General features: G+C 54.7%; 15 protein-coding genes and 1 tRNA gene. 13 read left to right on the top strand and 3 right to left on the bottom strand.

Annotation, left to right across the window (positions count from 1 at the left end):
- The first annotated feature begins 3 nt into the window (after nucleotides 1-3).
- From MUU47_RS23175 to dinB, 7 genes are all read left to right on the top strand, one after another.
- The gene (locus MUU47_RS23175; protein ID WP_258990604.1) at nucleotides 4-1,242 is read left to right on the top strand and encodes an NADH:ubiquinone reductase (Na(+)-transporting) subunit B; all 1,239 of its coding nucleotides are present in this window, start codon (nucleotides 4-6) and stop codon (nucleotides 1,240-1,242) included.
- Nucleotides 1,235-2,029, top strand: a complete 795-nt coding sequence (locus MUU47_RS23170) for a Na(+)-translocating NADH-quinone reductase subunit C (protein WP_258990507.1) — start codon at nucleotides 1,235-1,237, stop codon at nucleotides 2,027-2,029. The genes MUU47_RS23175 and MUU47_RS23170 overlap by 8 nt, the downstream gene beginning before the upstream one ends.
- Nucleotides 2,022-2,660 (top strand): NADH:ubiquinone reductase (Na(+)-transporting) subunit D, encoded by a 639-nt coding sequence (locus MUU47_RS23165; RefSeq protein WP_110511595.1) that lies wholly within the window; start codon nucleotides 2,022-2,024, stop codon nucleotides 2,658-2,660. Before MUU47_RS23170 ends, MUU47_RS23165 begins: the two co-directional genes overlap by 8 nt.
- Before the next feature lie 6 nt (nucleotides 2,661-2,666).
- On the top strand, nucleotides 2,667-3,263 hold the full coding sequence (gene nqrE, locus MUU47_RS23160; RefSeq protein WP_110511594.1) for an NADH:ubiquinone reductase (Na(+)-transporting) subunit E: 597 nt from the start codon (nucleotides 2,667-2,669) through the stop codon (nucleotides 3,261-3,263).
- Nucleotides 3,264-3,274: 11 nt separating this feature from the next.
- A complete protein-coding gene (gene nqrF, locus MUU47_RS23155; RefSeq protein ID WP_258990506.1) occupies nucleotides 3,275-4,498 on the top strand; it encodes an NADH:ubiquinone reductase (Na(+)-transporting) subunit F in 1,224 nt (407 codons plus the stop codon).
- A 2-nt stretch (nucleotides 4,499-4,500) separates the two neighbouring features.
- Entirely contained in the window at nucleotides 4,501-4,716 is a 216-nt protein-coding gene (gene nqrM / locus MUU47_RS23150; RefSeq protein ID WP_185153721.1) for a (Na+)-NQR maturation NqrM, read from the top strand.
- A 144-nt stretch (nucleotides 4,717-4,860) separates the two neighbouring features.
- Nucleotides 4,861-5,919, top strand: coding sequence for a DNA polymerase IV (gene dinB / locus MUU47_RS23145; protein ID WP_159775968.1), 1,059 nt, complete (start codon nucleotides 4,861-4,863; stop codon nucleotides 5,917-5,919).
- A 90-nt stretch (nucleotides 5,920-6,009) separates the two neighbouring features.
- Here the strand turns inward: dinB and pepD are convergent, their stop codons facing one another.
- Nucleotides 6,010-7,467: a cytosol nonspecific dipeptidase gene (gene pepD, locus MUU47_RS23140; protein WP_258990505.1), complete on the bottom strand. Its 1,458-nt coding sequence runs from the start codon at nucleotides 7,465-7,467 to the stop codon at nucleotides 6,010-6,012.
- A 257-nt stretch (nucleotides 7,468-7,724) separates the two neighbouring features.
- Here pepD and gpt point away from each other — a divergent pair, with 257 nt between their 5' ends.
- The 3 genes from gpt to crl all read left to right on the top strand — a co-directional run bounded on the left by gpt (nucleotide 7,725) and on the right by crl (nucleotide 10,108).
- Nucleotides 7,725-8,183: a xanthine phosphoribosyltransferase gene (gene gpt / locus MUU47_RS23135; RefSeq protein ID WP_159752203.1), complete on the top strand. Its 459-nt coding sequence runs from the start codon at nucleotides 7,725-7,727 to the stop codon at nucleotides 8,181-8,183.
- 224 nt (nucleotides 8,184-8,407) lie between these two features.
- Nucleotides 8,408-9,652 (top strand): esterase FrsA, encoded by a 1,245-nt coding sequence (gene frsA / locus MUU47_RS23130; RefSeq protein WP_258990504.1) that lies wholly within the window; start codon nucleotides 8,408-8,410, stop codon nucleotides 9,650-9,652.
- A 57-nt stretch (nucleotides 9,653-9,709) separates the two neighbouring features.
- Nucleotides 9,710-10,108, top strand: coding sequence for a sigma factor-binding protein Crl (crl, locus tag MUU47_RS23125; RefSeq protein ID WP_110511587.1), 399 nt, complete (start codon nucleotides 9,710-9,712; stop codon nucleotides 10,106-10,108).
- 64 nt (nucleotides 10,109-10,172) lie between these two features.
- On the opposite strand, the gene MUU47_RS23120 is transcribed toward crl, so the two are convergent.
- Entirely contained in the window at nucleotides 10,173-11,270 is a 1,098-nt protein-coding gene (locus tag MUU47_RS23120) for a porin (protein ID WP_258990503.1), read from the bottom strand.
- 275 nt (nucleotides 11,271-11,545) lie between these two features.
- Here MUU47_RS23120 and proB point away from each other — a divergent pair, with 275 nt between their 5' ends.
- The 3 genes from proB to MUU47_RS23105 all read left to right on the top strand — a co-directional run bounded on the left by proB (nucleotide 11,546) and on the right by MUU47_RS23105 (nucleotide 14,104).
- Nucleotides 11,546-12,649, top strand: coding sequence for a glutamate 5-kinase (gene proB, locus MUU47_RS23115; protein WP_258990501.1), 1,104 nt, complete (start codon nucleotides 11,546-11,548; stop codon nucleotides 12,647-12,649).
- Between the two features lie 10 nt (nucleotides 12,650-12,659).
- Nucleotides 12,660-13,913 carry a glutamate-5-semialdehyde dehydrogenase gene (gene proA, locus MUU47_RS23110; RefSeq protein WP_258990499.1) on the top strand — a complete coding sequence of 418 codons (1,254 nt, stop codon included), beginning with the start codon at nucleotides 12,660-12,662 and terminating at the stop codon, nucleotides 13,911-13,913.
- Nucleotides 13,914-14,028: 115 nt separating this feature from the next.
- Nucleotides 14,029-14,104: transfer RNA gene (locus MUU47_RS23105), tRNA-Thr, on the top strand.
- Nucleotides 14,105-14,313: 209 nt separating this feature from the next.
- Here MUU47_RS23105 and MUU47_RS23100 read toward each other — a convergent pair.
- A complete protein-coding gene (locus MUU47_RS23100) occupies nucleotides 14,314-15,162 on the bottom strand; it encodes a DUF4942 domain-containing protein (protein ID WP_258990498.1) in 849 nt (282 codons plus the stop codon).
- Between the last annotated feature and the right edge of the window lie 33 nt (nucleotides 15,163-15,195).

Below are 15,195 nucleotides of genomic sequence, written 5' to 3'. Positions count from 1 at the left end.
GTGATGGGTTTGAAAAATCTGCTGGAAAAAATTGAGCCGCACTTTACCCACGGCGGCAAGCTGGAAAAGTACTACCCGCTGTATGAAGCCGCGGCCACCATTTTCTACACGCCGGGTCTGGTGACAAAAGGGGCGTCTCACGTCCGCGATGCCATCGACCTCAAGCGTATGATGATTCTGGTCTGGCTGGCGGTGTTCCCGGCGATGTTCTGGGGCATGTACAACGTCGGCCTGCAAACCATTCCGGCGCTGCACAAAATGTATGGCCCGGAACAACTGCAACAGGTGATTGCCGGAAACTGGCATTACCATGTGGCGCAGTGGCTCGGCGTGAGTTTAGCGCCTGACGCAGGCTGGCTGAGCATGATGGGACTGGGCGCGGTGTTTTTCCTGCCGATTTACATGACGGTGTTTATCGTCGGCGGCTTCTGGGAAGTGCTGTTCTCCATTGTGCGTAAGCATGAAATCAACGAAGGCTTCTTTGTTACTTCCATTCTGTTCGCGCTGATTGTTCCGCCGTCGCTGCCGCTGTGGCAGGCTGCGCTGGGCATCAGTTTTGGCGTGGTTATCGGGAAAGAAATCTTCGGCGGCACCGGGCGTAACTTCCTTAACCCGGCGCTGGCGGGGCGTGCTTTCCTGTTCTTCGCCTATCCGGCGCAAATCTCCGGCGATCTGGTATGGACCGCGGCTGACGGCTTCTCTGGCGCAACGCCACTGTCTCAGTGGGCGAGCCACGGCGGTGAAGCGCTGATGAACCTCACCAGCGGCCAGCCTGTCACCTGGATGGATGCGTTCCTCGGCAAATTGCCAGGGTCAATCGGTGAAGTTTCCACGCTGATGATCCTGCTCGGCGGAGCCATCATTATCTTCGGTCGCGTTGCCTCCTGGCGCATCGTGGCGGGCGTGTTGCTCGGCATGATTGCCGTTTCCACGCTCTTCAACCTGATTGGCTCAGCCACTAATCCGATGTTCTCCATGCCGTGGTACTGGCATCTGGTGCTCGGCGGATTTGCTTTCGGCATGATGTTCATGGCGACCGACCCGGTGTCGGCGTCGTTTACCGATAAAGGGAAGTGGTGCTACGGCGCACTGATTGGCGCGATGTGCGTGCTGATCCGCGTTGTAAACCCGGCCTATCCGGAAGGGATGATGCTGGCAATTCTGTTTGCCAACCTCTTTGCGCCACTGTTCGATTACCTGGTGGTGCAGGCCAATATCAAGCGGAGGAAGTCGCGTGGCTGAAGTGAAAAGTAACGATAGCATCGGCAAAACGCTGCTGGTGGTGCTGGTGCTTTGCCTGGTCTGCTCGATTATCGTAGCCGGCTCAGCGGTGGGGCTGAAGCCTCGCCAGCAAGAACAGCGCGCGCTGGATAAACAGCGCAACATTCTGGCGGTCGCCGGGCTGATACAGCCGGAAATGAAGCAGGATGAAGTGGCCTCCATTTTTGCGGAACGTATTACCCCGCGTTTACTGGATTTGAAAAGCGGCACGCTGCTCGACAAAGATCCGGCCTCGTTTAACCAGGGGCTGGCTTTGAAAGATCCGGCGCAGAGCACGCAACTGGATTCCAGTGAAGATCCGGCGGGTATCAAACGCCGCAGCAATGTGGTTGAAATCTACCTGGTGAAAGACGAGCAGAAAAAAATTCAGGAAGTCGTTCTGCCAATTTACGGCAACGGGCTGTGGTCGATGATGTACGCCTTTGTGGCCCTCGACACCGACGGACGCACCGTGAAAGGCATCACCTGGTATGATCAAGGTGAAACCCCGGGCCTCGGCGGTGAAGTCGAAAATCCGAACTGGCGTCAGCAGTTCATCGGCAAAAAAGTGCTGAATGATGACGGCATGCCAGCTCTGAAAGTGGTGAAGGGCGGTGCACGTCAGGGGGACGAATATGCGGTGGACGGACTTTCCGGCGCCACGCTGACGTCAAACGGCGTCCAGCACAGTTTTGATTTCTGGATGGGCGAGCAGGGCTTTGGCCCGTTCCTGAAACAGATGCGTGAAGGAGGCCTGAATAATGGCTGAGCTCGGTGATATGAAAGAAGTAAAACGGGTGCTGGTGGGGCCGGTTATCGCCAACAACCCGATAGCGTTGCAGGTCCTGGGCGTCTGCTCGGCGCTGGCGGTGACCACCAAACTGGAAACCGCATTCGTGATGACGCTCGCGGTGACGATGGTAACGGCGTTTTCCAGCATGTTTATCTCGATGATCCGCCACCACATCCCGAACAGCGTGCGCATCATTGTGCAAATGGCGATTATCGCCTCGCTGGTTATTGTGGTCGATCAGCTGCTGCGCGCCTATGCGTATGAAGTCTCCAAGCAGCTGTCGGTGTTCGTGGGCCTCATCATCACCAACTGTATCGTGATGGGCCGCGCCGAAGCGTACGCCATGAAATCGCCGCCGCTGGCGAGCTTCATGGACGGCATCGGAAACGGGCTTGGTTACGGCGCCATCCTGATGATCGTCGGTTTCCTGCGTGAGCTTATCGGCAGCGGCAAGCTGTTCGGTATTACCGTGCTGCAAACCGTGCAGAACGGCGGCTGGTATCAGCCAAATGGCTTGTTCCTGCTCGCACCAAGCGCATTTTTCATTATCGGTCTGCTTATCTGGGCGCTGCGCAGCTGGAAGCCGGAACAGCAGGAGAAGGAGTAACCGATTATGGCTCATTACATTAGTCTTTTTGTCCGCGCAGTGTTCGTTGAGAACATGGCGCTGGCCTTCTTCCTCGGCATGTGTACGTTCCTTGCGGTGTCGAAGAAAGTCTCTACGGCGTTTGGCCTGGGCGTGGCGGTTACCGTCGTTCTTGGCATTTCCGTGCCGGTGAACAACCTAATCTACAACCTGGTTCTGCGCGACGGTGCGCTGGTGGAAGGTGTTGATCTTAGCTTCCTCAACTTCATCACCTTTATCGGGGTCATTGCGGCGCTGGTGCAGATCCTCGAGATGATCCTCGATAAGTATTTCCCGTCGCTGTACAACGCGCTGGGGATCTTCCTGCCGCTTATCGCCGTGAACTGTGCGATCTTCGGCGGTGTCTCGTTCATGGTGCAGCGCGACTATAACTTCCCTGAATCTATCGTCTACGGTTTCGGCTCCGGCATCGGCTGGATGCTGGCGATCGTCGCGATGGCCGGTATTCGCGAGAAGATGAAATACGCCAACGTGCCCGCAGGACTGCGCGGCTTAGGGATAACCTTTATCACCACCGGACTGATGGCGCTGGGCTTTATGTCATTCTCCGGCGTGCAGCTATAAGGGCGTAAGTAATGGAAATTATTCTTGGCGTAGTGATGTTCACGCTGATTGTGCTGGTGCTGTCGTTGCTTATCCTGGCGGCGCGCGCGAAGCTGGTGAACTCCGGCGATGTGGTCATCGAGATCAATAACGAAGCTGACAAACAAATCCGCACACCCGCTGGCGATAAGCTGCTGAATACGCTGTCCAACAACGGCATATTTGTCTCTTCAGCCTGCGGCGGCGGTGGCTCCTGCGGCCAGTGCCGGGTAACGGTGAAAGAGGGCGGCGGCGATATTCTGCCGACTGAGCTTTCGCACATCAGCAAGCGTGAAGCGAAAGAGGGTTGTCGCCTGGCGTGCCAGGTTGCCGTTCGTCAGGACATGAAAATCGAACTGCCGGAAGAAATCTTCGGGGTGAAAAAATGGGAGTGCGAGGTTATCTCCAACGATAACAAAGCGACTTTCATCAAAGAGCTGAAGCTGGCGATCCCTGAAGGCGAAAGCGTGCCGTTCCGCGCGGGCGGCTACATTCAGATTGAATGTCCGTCGCACAAAGTGGCGTATGCCGATTTTGACGTGCCGGATGAGTATCGCGGCGACTGGGACAAATTCAATCTGTTCCGCTACGTTTCTGAAGTGAACGAGCCGACGCTGCGTGCGTATTCCATGGCGAACTACCCCGACGAGAAGGGCATTATTATGCTCAACGTCCGTATCGCCACGCCGCCGCCTTCTGCGCCGGACGTGCCGCCGGGCATCATGTCCTCTTATATCTGGTCGCTGAAAGCGGGTGATAAAGTGACGATTTCCGGGCCGTTTGGTGAGTTCTTCGCCAAAGACACCGGCGCGGAAATGGTGTTTATCGGCGGTGGTGCGGGTATGGCGCCAATGCGTTCGCACATCTTCGATCAGCTCAAGCGGCTTAGCAGCAAGCGTAAAATCAGCTTCTGGTACGGGGCGCGTTCACTGCGCGAAATGTTCTACGACGATGAGTTTGAGCAGCTGGCGCGGGAAAACCCGAACTTTACCTTCCACGTGGCGCTTTCCGATCCGCAGCCGGAAGATAACTGGACGGGGCACACCGGGTTCATCCACAACGTGCTGTATGAGAACTACCTCAAGCATCATGCAGCGCCGGAAGACTGTGAGTTCTACATGTGTGGGCCTCCGGTGATGAACGCGGCGGTTATCCGCATGCTGAAAGATCTGGGCGTGGAAGATGAAAACATCATGCTTGATGATTTTGGAGGCTAATGATGTTAACGGTATTTCTGGCAACGTTTGCCGTGTTCCTGCTGGTGGTCCTCGGCATGTCGCTCGGCTATCTGGTGAAGCGTAAAAGCATTCAGGGCAGTTGTGGCGGTATCTCGTCGCTGGGGCTGGAGAAAGTCTGCGATTGCCCTGAGCCGTGTGACGCGCGTAAAAAACGTCTCGCCCGCGAGGCCCAGCGCCAGCAAAACCGCATCCTTTAGTCCGTGCAGTAGGCCCGGCAGACGCAGCGCCGCCGGGAAAAAATAGGCCGGGTGGCGCTTTGCTTACCTGGCCTACAAAACCCCACTCTTCTCATTCCTGATAAATTTACTGTATACTTAACCAGTGATTGGTGAGGGCTGAGTATGCGCAAAATTATCCATGTCGATATGGACTGCTTTTTTGCCGCGGTAGAGATGCGGGATAATCCAGCCCTGCGCGATATTCCCATCGCCATTGGCGGCAGCCGTGAACGCCGCGGCGTGATAAGCACCGCTAACTATCCCGCGCGTACCTTTGGCGTACGCAGCGCAATGCCAACCGGAATGGCACTCAAACTCTGCCCGCACCTGACGCTGTTGCCCGGTCGCTTTGATGCCTACAAAGAAGCTTCGGTGCATATTCGTGAGATTTTCTCGCGATACACTTCACTGATTGAACCGCTTTCTCTCGATGAAGCGTACCTCGACGTCACCGATAGCCTGCACTGTCAGGGGTCGGCCACGCTGATGGCGCAGGAAATCCGCCAGACCATTCATCGTGAGCTGAATCTCACCGCCTCGGCGGGTGTCGCCCCGGTAAAGTTTCTCGCCAAAATCGCCTCGGACCTCAACAAGCCCAACGGCCAGTATGTGATTACGCCTGATGAAGTGCCTGCATTTCTCAAAACGCTCTCTCTCGCCAAAATTCCCGGGGTTGGGAAAGTCTCAGCATCGAAACTCGAAGGCATGGGGCTGCGCACCTGTGAGGACGTGCAGCACGCCGACCTGGCGACCCTGCTTAAGCGCTTTGGCAAATTTGGTCGGGTGTTATGGGAGCGCAGCAACGGTATTGATGAGCGCGACGTCAACAGTGAGCGTCTGCGCAAATCGATAGGCGTGGAGCGCACGCTGGCCGAGGACATTCATGAATGGGCCGACTGCGAGGCGATAATCACCGGTCAGCTTTACCCTGAACTGGAGCGTCGGCTGGCGAAGGTGAAACCTGACCTGCTGATTGCGCGTCAGGGGGTAAAACTCAAGTTTAATGATTTCCAGCAGACGACGCAGGAGCACGTCTGGCCGAAGTTGAATCAGGATGATTTGATTGCCACGGCGTATAAAACCTGGCATGAGCGGCGCGGTGAAAGGGGCGTCCGGCTGGTGGGCCTGCACGTTACGCTGCTGGATCCGCAGCTTGAGCGGCAGCTGGTTCTGGGATTGTAGGCGGGGTATTTGCCCGGCGGCGCGACGCTTGCACGGACCTACAGATTTTGTAGGCCCGATAAGCGTCAGCGCCATCGGGCAATATCAGACTTACTTCGCTGGAATCGCTTTCAGCAGCTCAGTCAGCAGGATCCAGTACTGGCCCACGCTTTCAATGTGAACTTGCTCATCCGGGGAGTGTGGCCCGGTGATGGTCGGCCCAATAGAAACCATGTCCATGTTCGGGTACGGCTTTTTGAACAGACCACATTCCAGACCCGCGTGGATAACCTGGATGTTAGGCGTTTTGTCGAACAGACGCTGATAGGTTTCACGCACCAGGTGCATAACCGGAGAGTTTGCATCTGGCTGCCAGCCTGGGTAGCCGCCTTTCGGTGCCGTCTGTGCGCTGGCCATTTTACCCAGAGATTCCAGCATGCTGACCACGTAGTCTTTGCCGCTGTCAATCAGGGAACGAATCAGACAGATGATTTCCACGTTGTCGTCGTGCATGGAGACCACGCCCACGTTCAGGGACGTTTCAACCACGCCTTTCGCCACGTCGGAGTTACGGATAACGCCGTTCGGTGTCGCATTCAGCAACTGAATGAAGCTGTCGCGGGATTTTTCGCTCAGGGCGTTTTTGTCCGCAGTGACCGCTTCCAGAACCACGGTCAGGTTCTTCTCTTTTGCAGCCAGTTCGTTTTTCAGAATCGCCATGAACTCATCGGCCAGCGCTTTCAGGGTCTGCGCTTTGTCAGCCGGAACGGCTACGGTTGCGAAGGCTTCACGCGGGATAGCGTTACGCAGGGTGCCGCCGTTGAAATCAACCAGACGCAGGTCCAGTTCAGCCGCATGTCCTGCCAGGAAGCGTGCCAGCAGTTTGTTGGCGTTGCCGAGACCCAGGTGGATATCGCCGCCGGAGTGGCCGCCTTTCAGACCTTTCAGCGTCAGCTTAAAGCTTTGGAAGCCAGCAGGGATCGCTTCACGAGTTAGCGGCAGGGTAGTGATGAAATCGATACCACCCGCGCAACCCATGTAGATCTCACCTTCTTCTTCGGAGTCGGTGTTGATCAGGATATCTGCCTGCAGCCAGTTAGCCTGAAGGCCAAAGGCGCCATCCATGCCTGCTTCTTCAGTCATGGTCAGCAGCACTTCCAGCGGGCCATGTTCAACGCTGTCATCCGCCAGAACGGCCAACGCAGACGCCATACCGATACCGTTATCCGCGCCCAGCGTGGTGCCGCGCGCTTTAATCCACTCGCCGTCGATGTACGGCTGAATCGGATCTTTGGTGAAGTCATGCACGGTGTCGTTGTTTTTCTGCGGCACCATATCGAGGTGCGCCTGCATCACAACCGCTTTACGGTTTTCCATGCCCGCCGTGGCAGGTTTACGAATCAGGATATTACCTACCTGATCGCGTTCTGCGTGCAGACCTTTTTCCTTCGCCCAGCCCATGATGTGTTCGGCGAGCTGTTCTTCATGATAAGAAGGGTGCGGAATGGAGCAGATTTTGGCAAAAATATCCCACAGTGGTTGAGGGGATAATTGAGACAGTTCAGACACGGTAAGTCTCCTTACGGCTTCCTGCAAAAGTGGCTTACAGGTAATGGGTTAGCAATGACAAACAGGCATGTGACCTGACTTGCGAGATGCCGTTGAGAATACCACTTTCTGCCTTCTCTGGTAGTACGTAGCGAGTAAAAACTCCCGGCGAGGCCGTTAAACACTGGTTTTTAGTGCGTCAGATCTCTATAATCTCGCGCAACCTGGAATCACCCCGAACATTTTTTAAGCCGATTTATAGGCTGGGATACAATCACATGAGCGAAAAATACATCGTTACCTGGGACATGTTGCAGATTCATGCACGCAAACTGGCCGCGCGCCTGATGCCCTCCGAACAGTGGAAAGGCATTATTGCCGTTAGTCGTGGAGGTCTGGTACCAGGCGCTCTGCTGGCCCGTGAACTGGGTATTCGTCATGTGGACACCGTCTGCATTTCCAGCTACGACCACGACAACCAGCGTGAGCTGAAAGTCCTCAAACGTGCGGAAGGCGATGGCGAAGGCTTTATCGTGATTGACGATCTGGTCGATACCGGCGGCACCGCAGTGGCTATCCGTGAAATGTACCCGAAAGCGCATTTCGTCACTATCTTCGCCAAGCCGGCTGGTCAGCCGCTGGTTGATGACTACGTGATTGATATTCCGCAGGATACCTGGATTGAACAGCCTTGGGATATGGGCGTGGCGTTTATCCCACCAATCTCCAGCCGTTAAATATCCTTCGCTTTTCAGCCCACAGGGCGTTGCCTGCGATTATTCACCCCAGTCACTTACATGAGTAAGCTGTTGGGGGCACATAATCTTGCCGCCTTCCTGTGAACTGAAACTCGCGGATATTCTGTTTATTGTTTTTTCAACGCCCGGTTAACCGGGCGTTGTTCTTTTTAGCGCCCGGCGAGGTACAATAGAAGTCATGTCGTGTTCATGGAGTCTATGCGATGCCAGAAGCCAATCTCAGCGAAGTCCTCTTTAAACCGCGTTTCAAGCACCCTGAAACCTCGACGCTGGTGCGTCGCTTCCATCATGGCGCCGATTCTGCGGTGCAATCCGCGCTGGACGGGAAAAATGTTCCTCACTGGTACCGGATGGTGAACCGCCTGATGTGGATCTGGCGTGGCGTCTTGCCGCAGGAAATTCTCGACGTGCAGGCGCGCATTGTGATGAGTCCGTCAGAGCGTACCGACGATGACCTGTATGACACCGTGGTCGGCTATCGCGGCGGTAACTGGATTTACGAATGGTCGAAGCAAGCGATGCTCTGGCAGCAGAAAGCGTGTCAGGAGCCGGACGATGCGCTGAGCGGCCGCCATTGGCTGCACGCCTCTAATCTCTACAGCATCGCCGCTTACCCGCATCTGAAAGGCGATGACCTCGCTGAACAGGCGCAGGCACTGGCGAATCGGGCCTATGAAGAAGCCGCCCAGCGTTTGCCGGGCTCTCTGCGTGAGCTGGAGTTTAAGATCCCCGGCGGTTCTCCGGTAACGGGATTCCTGCACATGCCACCAGGCGAAGGCCCGTTCCCGACGGTGCTGATGTGCGGCGGGCTGGATGCGCTGCAAAGCGACAACTACAGCCTGTTTGACAAATACTTAGCGCCGCTGGGGATTGCGATGCTGACGCTGGACATGCCGTCGATAGGCTTCTCGTCCAAATGGAAGCTGACCCAGGATTCCAGCTTCCTGCACCAACAGGTTCTGAAATCGCTGCCGAATATTCCCTGGGTCGATCATACCCGCGTGGCGGCATTTGGTTTCCGCTTCGGGGCCAACGTGGCGGTGCGCCTGGCGTATCTGGAATCACCCCGTCTGAAAGCGGTGGCCTGTCTCGGACCGGTGGTCCATCACCTGCTCAGTGACCCGCAGCGCCAGGAAAATGTACCAGAAATGTATCTCGATGTGCTGGCCTCGCGGTTGGGTATGCACGATGCCTCCGACGATGCGCTGCGCGTAGAGCTCAATCGTTACTCCCTGAAAACGCAGGGGTTACTGGGCCGTCGATGCCCAACGCCAATGCTGTCAGGCTACTGGCAAAACGACCCGTTCAGTCCGGAAGAAGAATCGCGTTTAATCACCTCGTCATCTGCCGATGGCAAGTTGATGCAGATCCCGTTTAAACCGGTTTATCGCAATTTTGACAAAGCATTGAAAGAAATTGCCACCTGGATCAATCATAGAATTGGTTAATAGATTGCTAAATTCTATTGATTTGGTAAAACAGTTGCATCACTAAAGGAGACAGCAATGACGTTACCGAGTGGACACCCGAAGAGTAAACTGATCAAGAAATTCACTGCCCTTGGCCCGTACATTCGGGCAGAGCAGTGTGAGGATAATCGCTTCTTTTTCGATTGCCTGGCCGTATGCGTCAATGTCAAACCGGCCCCGGAAGTCCGTGAGTTTTGGGGCTGGTGGCTGGAAATGGAAGCGCAGGAAAAGCGTTTCACTTATAGCTATCAGTTTGGCCTGTTCGATAAACACGGCAACTGGCAGGCAACGGCCATCAAAGACACTGAAGTTACCGACAGGCTGGAACAGACTCTGCGTGATTTCCACGCCCGAGCTCGCGACTTGCTGAAAACGTTCGACCTGGCGCTCGAGCCTGCAGAAGATGTGGAACAGCCGGTAAGATTGTCGGCATAAGTCATTTCGCAGAAGAAATAAAAAAGGCCCCTCACTGTTGAAGGGGCCTTTTAATTTGGGAAGATTAGAACTGGTACACCAGACCCAGCGCAACCACGTCGTCGTTATTCAGCGCGAGTTTATTATCATCGCTCAGTTGGTTGATTTTATAATCAACAAACGCTGACATGTTTTTGTTGAAGTAATAGGTGGCCGCCACGTCGATATATTTCACCAGATCCGCATCGCCTACGCCTTCAATATCCTTACCTTTAGACTGGATATAACCAATGGAGGGGCGCAGACCGAAATCGAACTGATATTGTGCGACGAGTTCTAATGCCTGGTTTTTATTCGCGAAGCCGCTGACTTTCGTATCCACGCCGCCGATTGACGCGGTGCCGGAAATTGGGGTCATGTTGCGCGTTTCGGCATAAATAGCTGCCAGGTACACGCTGTTGGCGTCGTATTTAAAGCCGGTGGTCCAGGCTTCAGCGTCGGTACCTTTACCGAAGGTGCTGTCCTGCTGAGTCAGGGTACGGTTGGAGTTAGAGTAGGCGGCACCGAGGGTGAAACCGGAATCGCCGAAGTCATAGCTCAGGGACGTACCGAAGCCGTCACCGTTAGCTTTGCTGGCAGCCCGGCCATCGTTCTCGTTCTTTCCCTGGTACTGCAGAGCCAGTTTCAGGCCATCAACCAGACCGAAGAAGTTGTTGTTGCGATAGGTCGCCAGGCCATTCGCACGACCGGTCATGAAGTTATCGGTTTTGACGAAGGAGTCATCACCGAACTCTGGGATCATATCGGTATACGCCGCGACGTTATACAGAACGCCGTAGTTACGGCCGTAGTCGAAAGAACCGATATCACCGGCTTTCAGACCCGCAAAGGCCAGACGCGTTTTGGTGGTTGCCGGATCGCCTTCCACTTTGTTCGCCGCAACCTGATATTCCCACTGGCCAAAACCGGTCAGTTGGTCGTTAATTTGAGTCTGACCTTTAAAGCCTAAACGAATATAAGACTGATCGCCGTCTACCGCGTCGTTGTCACTCATATAATGTTCAGCTTTAACGCGACCATAAAGATCCAGTTTATTACCGTCTTTATTATAAATTTCTGCGGCCTGTGCTGCTGTGGAAGACATTACGCCCAGTACCATCAATGCCAGTGTGGTCTTTTTCATTTTTAACCCTGATTAATATACGCGCTTAAATTTGGGAACTCGCCCGATTTAAAAAACAGAAAGGGTTGTAACGCGGGGAAATGAAAGTTTTATGACAAAGTAAGAATAGTTTTAAATAATTGTGTTTGAGTGTTTCTGTCATAAAAGTGCCATTATCTGCCGCTACGCTTCCTGATCCCGCGCAACAAAGTGCCCTGCAACCCGCTCAGGGAGTTGGCAAGCGGCCTGAGTCCTGTTACAACGTCCTTTTCGTACACATTGAATGGCAGAGAATTATGAGTGACAGCCAGACGCTGGTCATCAAACTGGGTACCAGTGTTTTAACCGGGGGGTCGCGCCGCCTTAATCGCGCCCATATCGTGGAATTAGTGCGCCAGTGCGCGCAGCTGCATGCCGCAGGACATCGGATTGTGATTGTAACGTCAGGGGCGATTGCCGCCGGGCGTGAACACCTCGGCTACCCGGAACTGCCTGCCACAATCGCCTCTAAACAGCTGCTGGCCGCAGTCGGCCAAAGCCGTCTGATTCAGCTCTGGGAACAGCTTTTCTCGATTTACGGAATTCACGTCGGACAGATGTTACTGACCCGTGCGGACATGGAAGACAGAGAGCGTTTCCTCAATGCCCGTGACACGCTGCGTGCGCTGCTCGATAACCACATCGTGCCGGTTATCAACGAGAATGACGCCGTCGCTACCGCTGAAATTAAAGTGGGCGACAACGACAACCTGTCTGCACTGGCGGCAATCCTTGCCGGAGCCGACAAACTGCTGCTATTGACTGACCAGCAAGGGCTGTTCACCGCTGACCCGCGCACCAATCCGCAGGCAGAACTGATTCAGGACGTACACGGCATTGACGACGCGCTGCGCTCGATTGCCGGTGACAGTGTATCTGGCCTCGGCACTGGCGGAATGGGCACCAAATTGCAGGCGGCTGACGTCGCCTGTCGCGCCGGAATCGACACCATTATTGCCGCAGGGAGCCGCCCGGGCGTGATTGGCGATGTAATGGCAGGGGTCGCTGTCGGCACACGTTTCCACGCCCAGACTTCACCACTCGAAACCCGCAAACGCTGGATCTTTGGCGCACCGCCAGCCGGCGAAATCACCGTGGATGAAGGCGCTGTCTCTGCAATTCTGGAAAGAGGAAGTTCATTGCTTCCAAAAGGAATTAAAAGCGTGACAGGTAACTTCTCCCGTGGTGAAGTGATCCGTATTCGTACTCTCGACGGTCGCGACATCGCTCACGGCGTTACCCGCTACAACAGCGACGCGCTGCGTCGGATTGCCGGACATCACTCGCAGCAAATCGACGCCATTCTCGGTTACGAGTACGGCCCGGTTGCCGTGCATCGCGACGACATGATTACCCGTTAAGGAGCCTTCAATGCTGGAACAAATGGGCATAGCGGCCAAAGCGGCCTCGTACAAACTGGCGCAGCTGTCCGGACGTGAGAAAAATCAGGTTCTGGAAAAGATTGCTGATTATCTGGAAGCGCAAACCGACAGCATCCTCAGCGCCAACGCGCAGGATCTTGAAGAAGCACGCAGCAATGGTCTGAGCGAAGCACTGCTTGACCGTCTGGCGCTGAATCCCGCTCGCCTGAAAAGCATCGCCGACGATGTGCGTCAGGTGTGCAAACTCGCCGACCCGGTCGGGCAGGTGATTGACGGCGGGCAGCTCGACAGTGGCCTGCGCATCGAACGTCGCCGTGTGCCGTTGGGCGTGGTGGGCGTGATTTATGAAGCCCGTCCGAACGTCACGGTTGATGTGGCCACGCTGTGCCTGAAAACCGGTAACGCCGCTATCCTGCGCGGTGGGAAAGAAACCTGGCGCACTAACGCTGCGACGGTGAAAGTCATTCAGCAGGCGCTGGAAGAGAGCGGGATCCCTGCGGGTGCGGTTCAGGCGATTGAAAGCCCGGATCGCGCGCTGGTCAATGAAATGCTGCGCATGGACAAATATATCGACATGCTTATTCCACGCGGCGGTGCGGGCCTGCACAAGCTGTGCCGCGAGCAGTCGACGATTCCGGTCATCACCGGAGGGATTGGCGTGTGCCATATCTACGTGGATGATTCTGCTGAATTTGACCCGGCTCTGAAGATTATCGTCAACGCCAAAACCCAGCGCCCAAGCACCTGTAATACCGTGGAAACGCTGCTGGTGAATCGTACCATTGCCGACACGTTCTTACCTGTTTTAAGCCAACAGATGGCGGAGAGTGGCGTGACGCTTCATGCTGATGCTGACGCACTGACAACGTTGCAAAAAGGCCCGGCGAGCGTGCTTCCGGTGCAGGTTCAGCAGTATGACGATGAATACCTGTCGCTGGATTTGAACGTGAAACTGGTCGATGGCCTGGATGATGCCATTGCGCATATTCGCCTGCACGGGACGCAGCATTCCGATGCGATTCTGACCCGCACTCTGCGCAACGCGGACCGCTTCATCAACGAAGTCGACTCCTCGGCGGTGTATGTGAACGCCTCAACGCGCTTCACCGATGGCGCTCAGTTTGGCCTCGGCGCAGAAGTGGCCGTCAGCACGCAGAAACTGCACGCGCGCGGCCCGATGGGCCTCGAAGCACTGACTACCTACAAGTGGATTGGCTTCGGTGACGATACAGTCCGTGCTTAATTGAACTCGGGTGATGCAAAAATAGGCATTTGATTCGCAAGGCCATTGACGCATCACCCGCAGAGTTTTAACCTTTCATCCCGAAGCACATCCCCTGTGTTTTGCAGCACTCAGTGCCGATATAGCTCAGTTGGTAGAGCAGCGCATTCGTAATGCGAAGGTCGTAGGTTCGACTCCTATTATCGGCACCAGTAAAATCAAGGCGTTACACTGTAATCTTTTATTGCTTACACCAATAACATATTTTCATGTAACTGCTGATGTAAGTGATTTGTATCAACAGTCATCAACGCCTCCGCATGGTTTTTCGATAGCAATGTTAGCTCTGGCTCTACTCCACCAGAGCAGCAAAGTGTGCTCAGTCGGACTAAATAAATGAGCGTGGGTGCGATCAAGTTTACTATCGTGAGGCCAGCGTCCCCGGATAATGCCTTGCTATAATGCCGTTCATCCTGTCGATCAGGTCCAACCGTTTAAAGGTAATGTGCGCTGAGCCCTTCTGAAAGTAGCGTATCGAAAAGTAATCATCTTCAAACACCGCCGATGTCCGTTGTGCATCAATATGCTGGTCCAGCCTGACCCCCAGGTCATTGCGATTCTCTGGTACCGGTTTGCCGTCCAGCAGATTCAACATGCGTTCCAGATCTGTGAGTTGATCGCGCCGCTTTCCCCAATTGAGCCGAAAACCCCATTGGGTGTAATTCACCAGGCCATTGACGATGATCTTCTTACCAAACTTACAGGGTGAGTTCGTTTTGTAGTCCCAGCTCAGGCTTTTGAAAACGTTAATGACGCCACGCTCAAATACCTCATTTTTACTGTGGTGCAGTTGCGCAAACGTTGAGAGGATGTTGTCTTCACTGATAGCCGGAATATCATCCCGCTCAAGATTCCGGTACCACTCGTCACGGGCAGCGGCATCCATCAGTGAAATCATGCCTGATTTTTTCATGAGATCACGCCAGATACTGCGGTCGAGATTGCAGGTAATGACCTTCATGGCGGTTTCTTCTTTCTCTGTCAGCCAGCAACCGCAGCGGAAGTCCTGCTTCATGGCCCAGTCCAGGGCTGTTTTCCCTCCGATGCTGCTGGTGAGTGCAGAGGTTTCGGCCAGCTGGTGGATTATCGCCCTGATTCGCTCCAGCGCAACGTTACGTCCGGTGACGACACGCTCAATATTGGTTGAACTGATGATTTCGGTGTGCCCCGATATGACATCCGGATCATTAAAAATTTGTAATTCAGACATTTTTCTTTCCTTTATATAAACAAAAACGCCAGC

It is taken from the genome of Scandinavium hiltneri (assembly GCF_024764835.1).
Classification (GTDB): domain Bacteria; phylum Pseudomonadota; class Gammaproteobacteria; order Enterobacterales; family Enterobacteriaceae; genus Scandinavium; species Scandinavium hiltneri.
The sequence above is the reverse complement of the archived record's forward strand: the minus strand, read 5'-3'. Positions and strand labels throughout refer to the sequence as shown.

Excerpts from the sequence above, each read along its gene's own strand:
- gpt (WP_159752203.1), top strand. The coding sequence starts at position 7,725 with ATGAGCGAAAAATACATCGTTACCTGGGACATGTTGCAGATTCATGCA.
- proB (WP_258990501.1), top strand. The coding sequence starts at position 11,546 with ATGAGTGACAGCCAGACGCTGGTCATCAAACTGGGTACCAGTGTTTTA.
- nqrF (WP_258990506.1), top strand. The coding sequence starts at position 3,275 with ATGGAAATTATTCTTGGCGTAGTGATGTTCACGCTGATTGTGCTGGTG.
- MUU47_RS23175 (WP_258990604.1), top strand. The coding sequence starts at position 4 with ATGGGTTTGAAAAATCTGCTGGAAAAAATTGAGCCGCACTTTACCCAC.
- crl (WP_110511587.1), top strand. The coding sequence starts at position 9,710 with ATGACGTTACCGAGTGGACACCCGAAGAGTAAACTGATCAAGAAATTC.
- frsA (WP_258990504.1), top strand. The coding sequence starts at position 8,408 with ATGCCAGAAGCCAATCTCAGCGAAGTCCTCTTTAAACCGCGTTTCAAG.
- dinB (WP_159775968.1), top strand. The coding sequence starts at position 4,861 with ATGCGCAAAATTATCCATGTCGATATGGACTGCTTTTTTGCCGCGGTA.
- proA (WP_258990499.1), top strand. The coding sequence starts at position 12,660 with ATGCTGGAACAAATGGGCATAGCGGCCAAAGCGGCCTCGTACAAACTG.
- MUU47_RS23100 (WP_258990498.1), bottom strand. The coding sequence starts at position 15,162 with ATGTCTGAATTACAAATTTTTAATGATCCGGATGTCATATCGGGGCAC.
- MUU47_RS23120 (WP_258990503.1), bottom strand. The coding sequence starts at position 11,270 with ATGAAAAAGACCACACTGGCATTGATGGTACTGGGCGTAATGTCTTCC.
- nqrM (WP_185153721.1), top strand. The coding sequence starts at position 4,501 with ATGTTAACGGTATTTCTGGCAACGTTTGCCGTGTTCCTGCTGGTGGTC.
- MUU47_RS23165 (WP_110511595.1), top strand. The coding sequence starts at position 2,022 with ATGGCTGAGCTCGGTGATATGAAAGAAGTAAAACGGGTGCTGGTGGGG.
- nqrE (WP_110511594.1), top strand. The coding sequence starts at position 2,667 with ATGGCTCATTACATTAGTCTTTTTGTCCGCGCAGTGTTCGTTGAGAAC.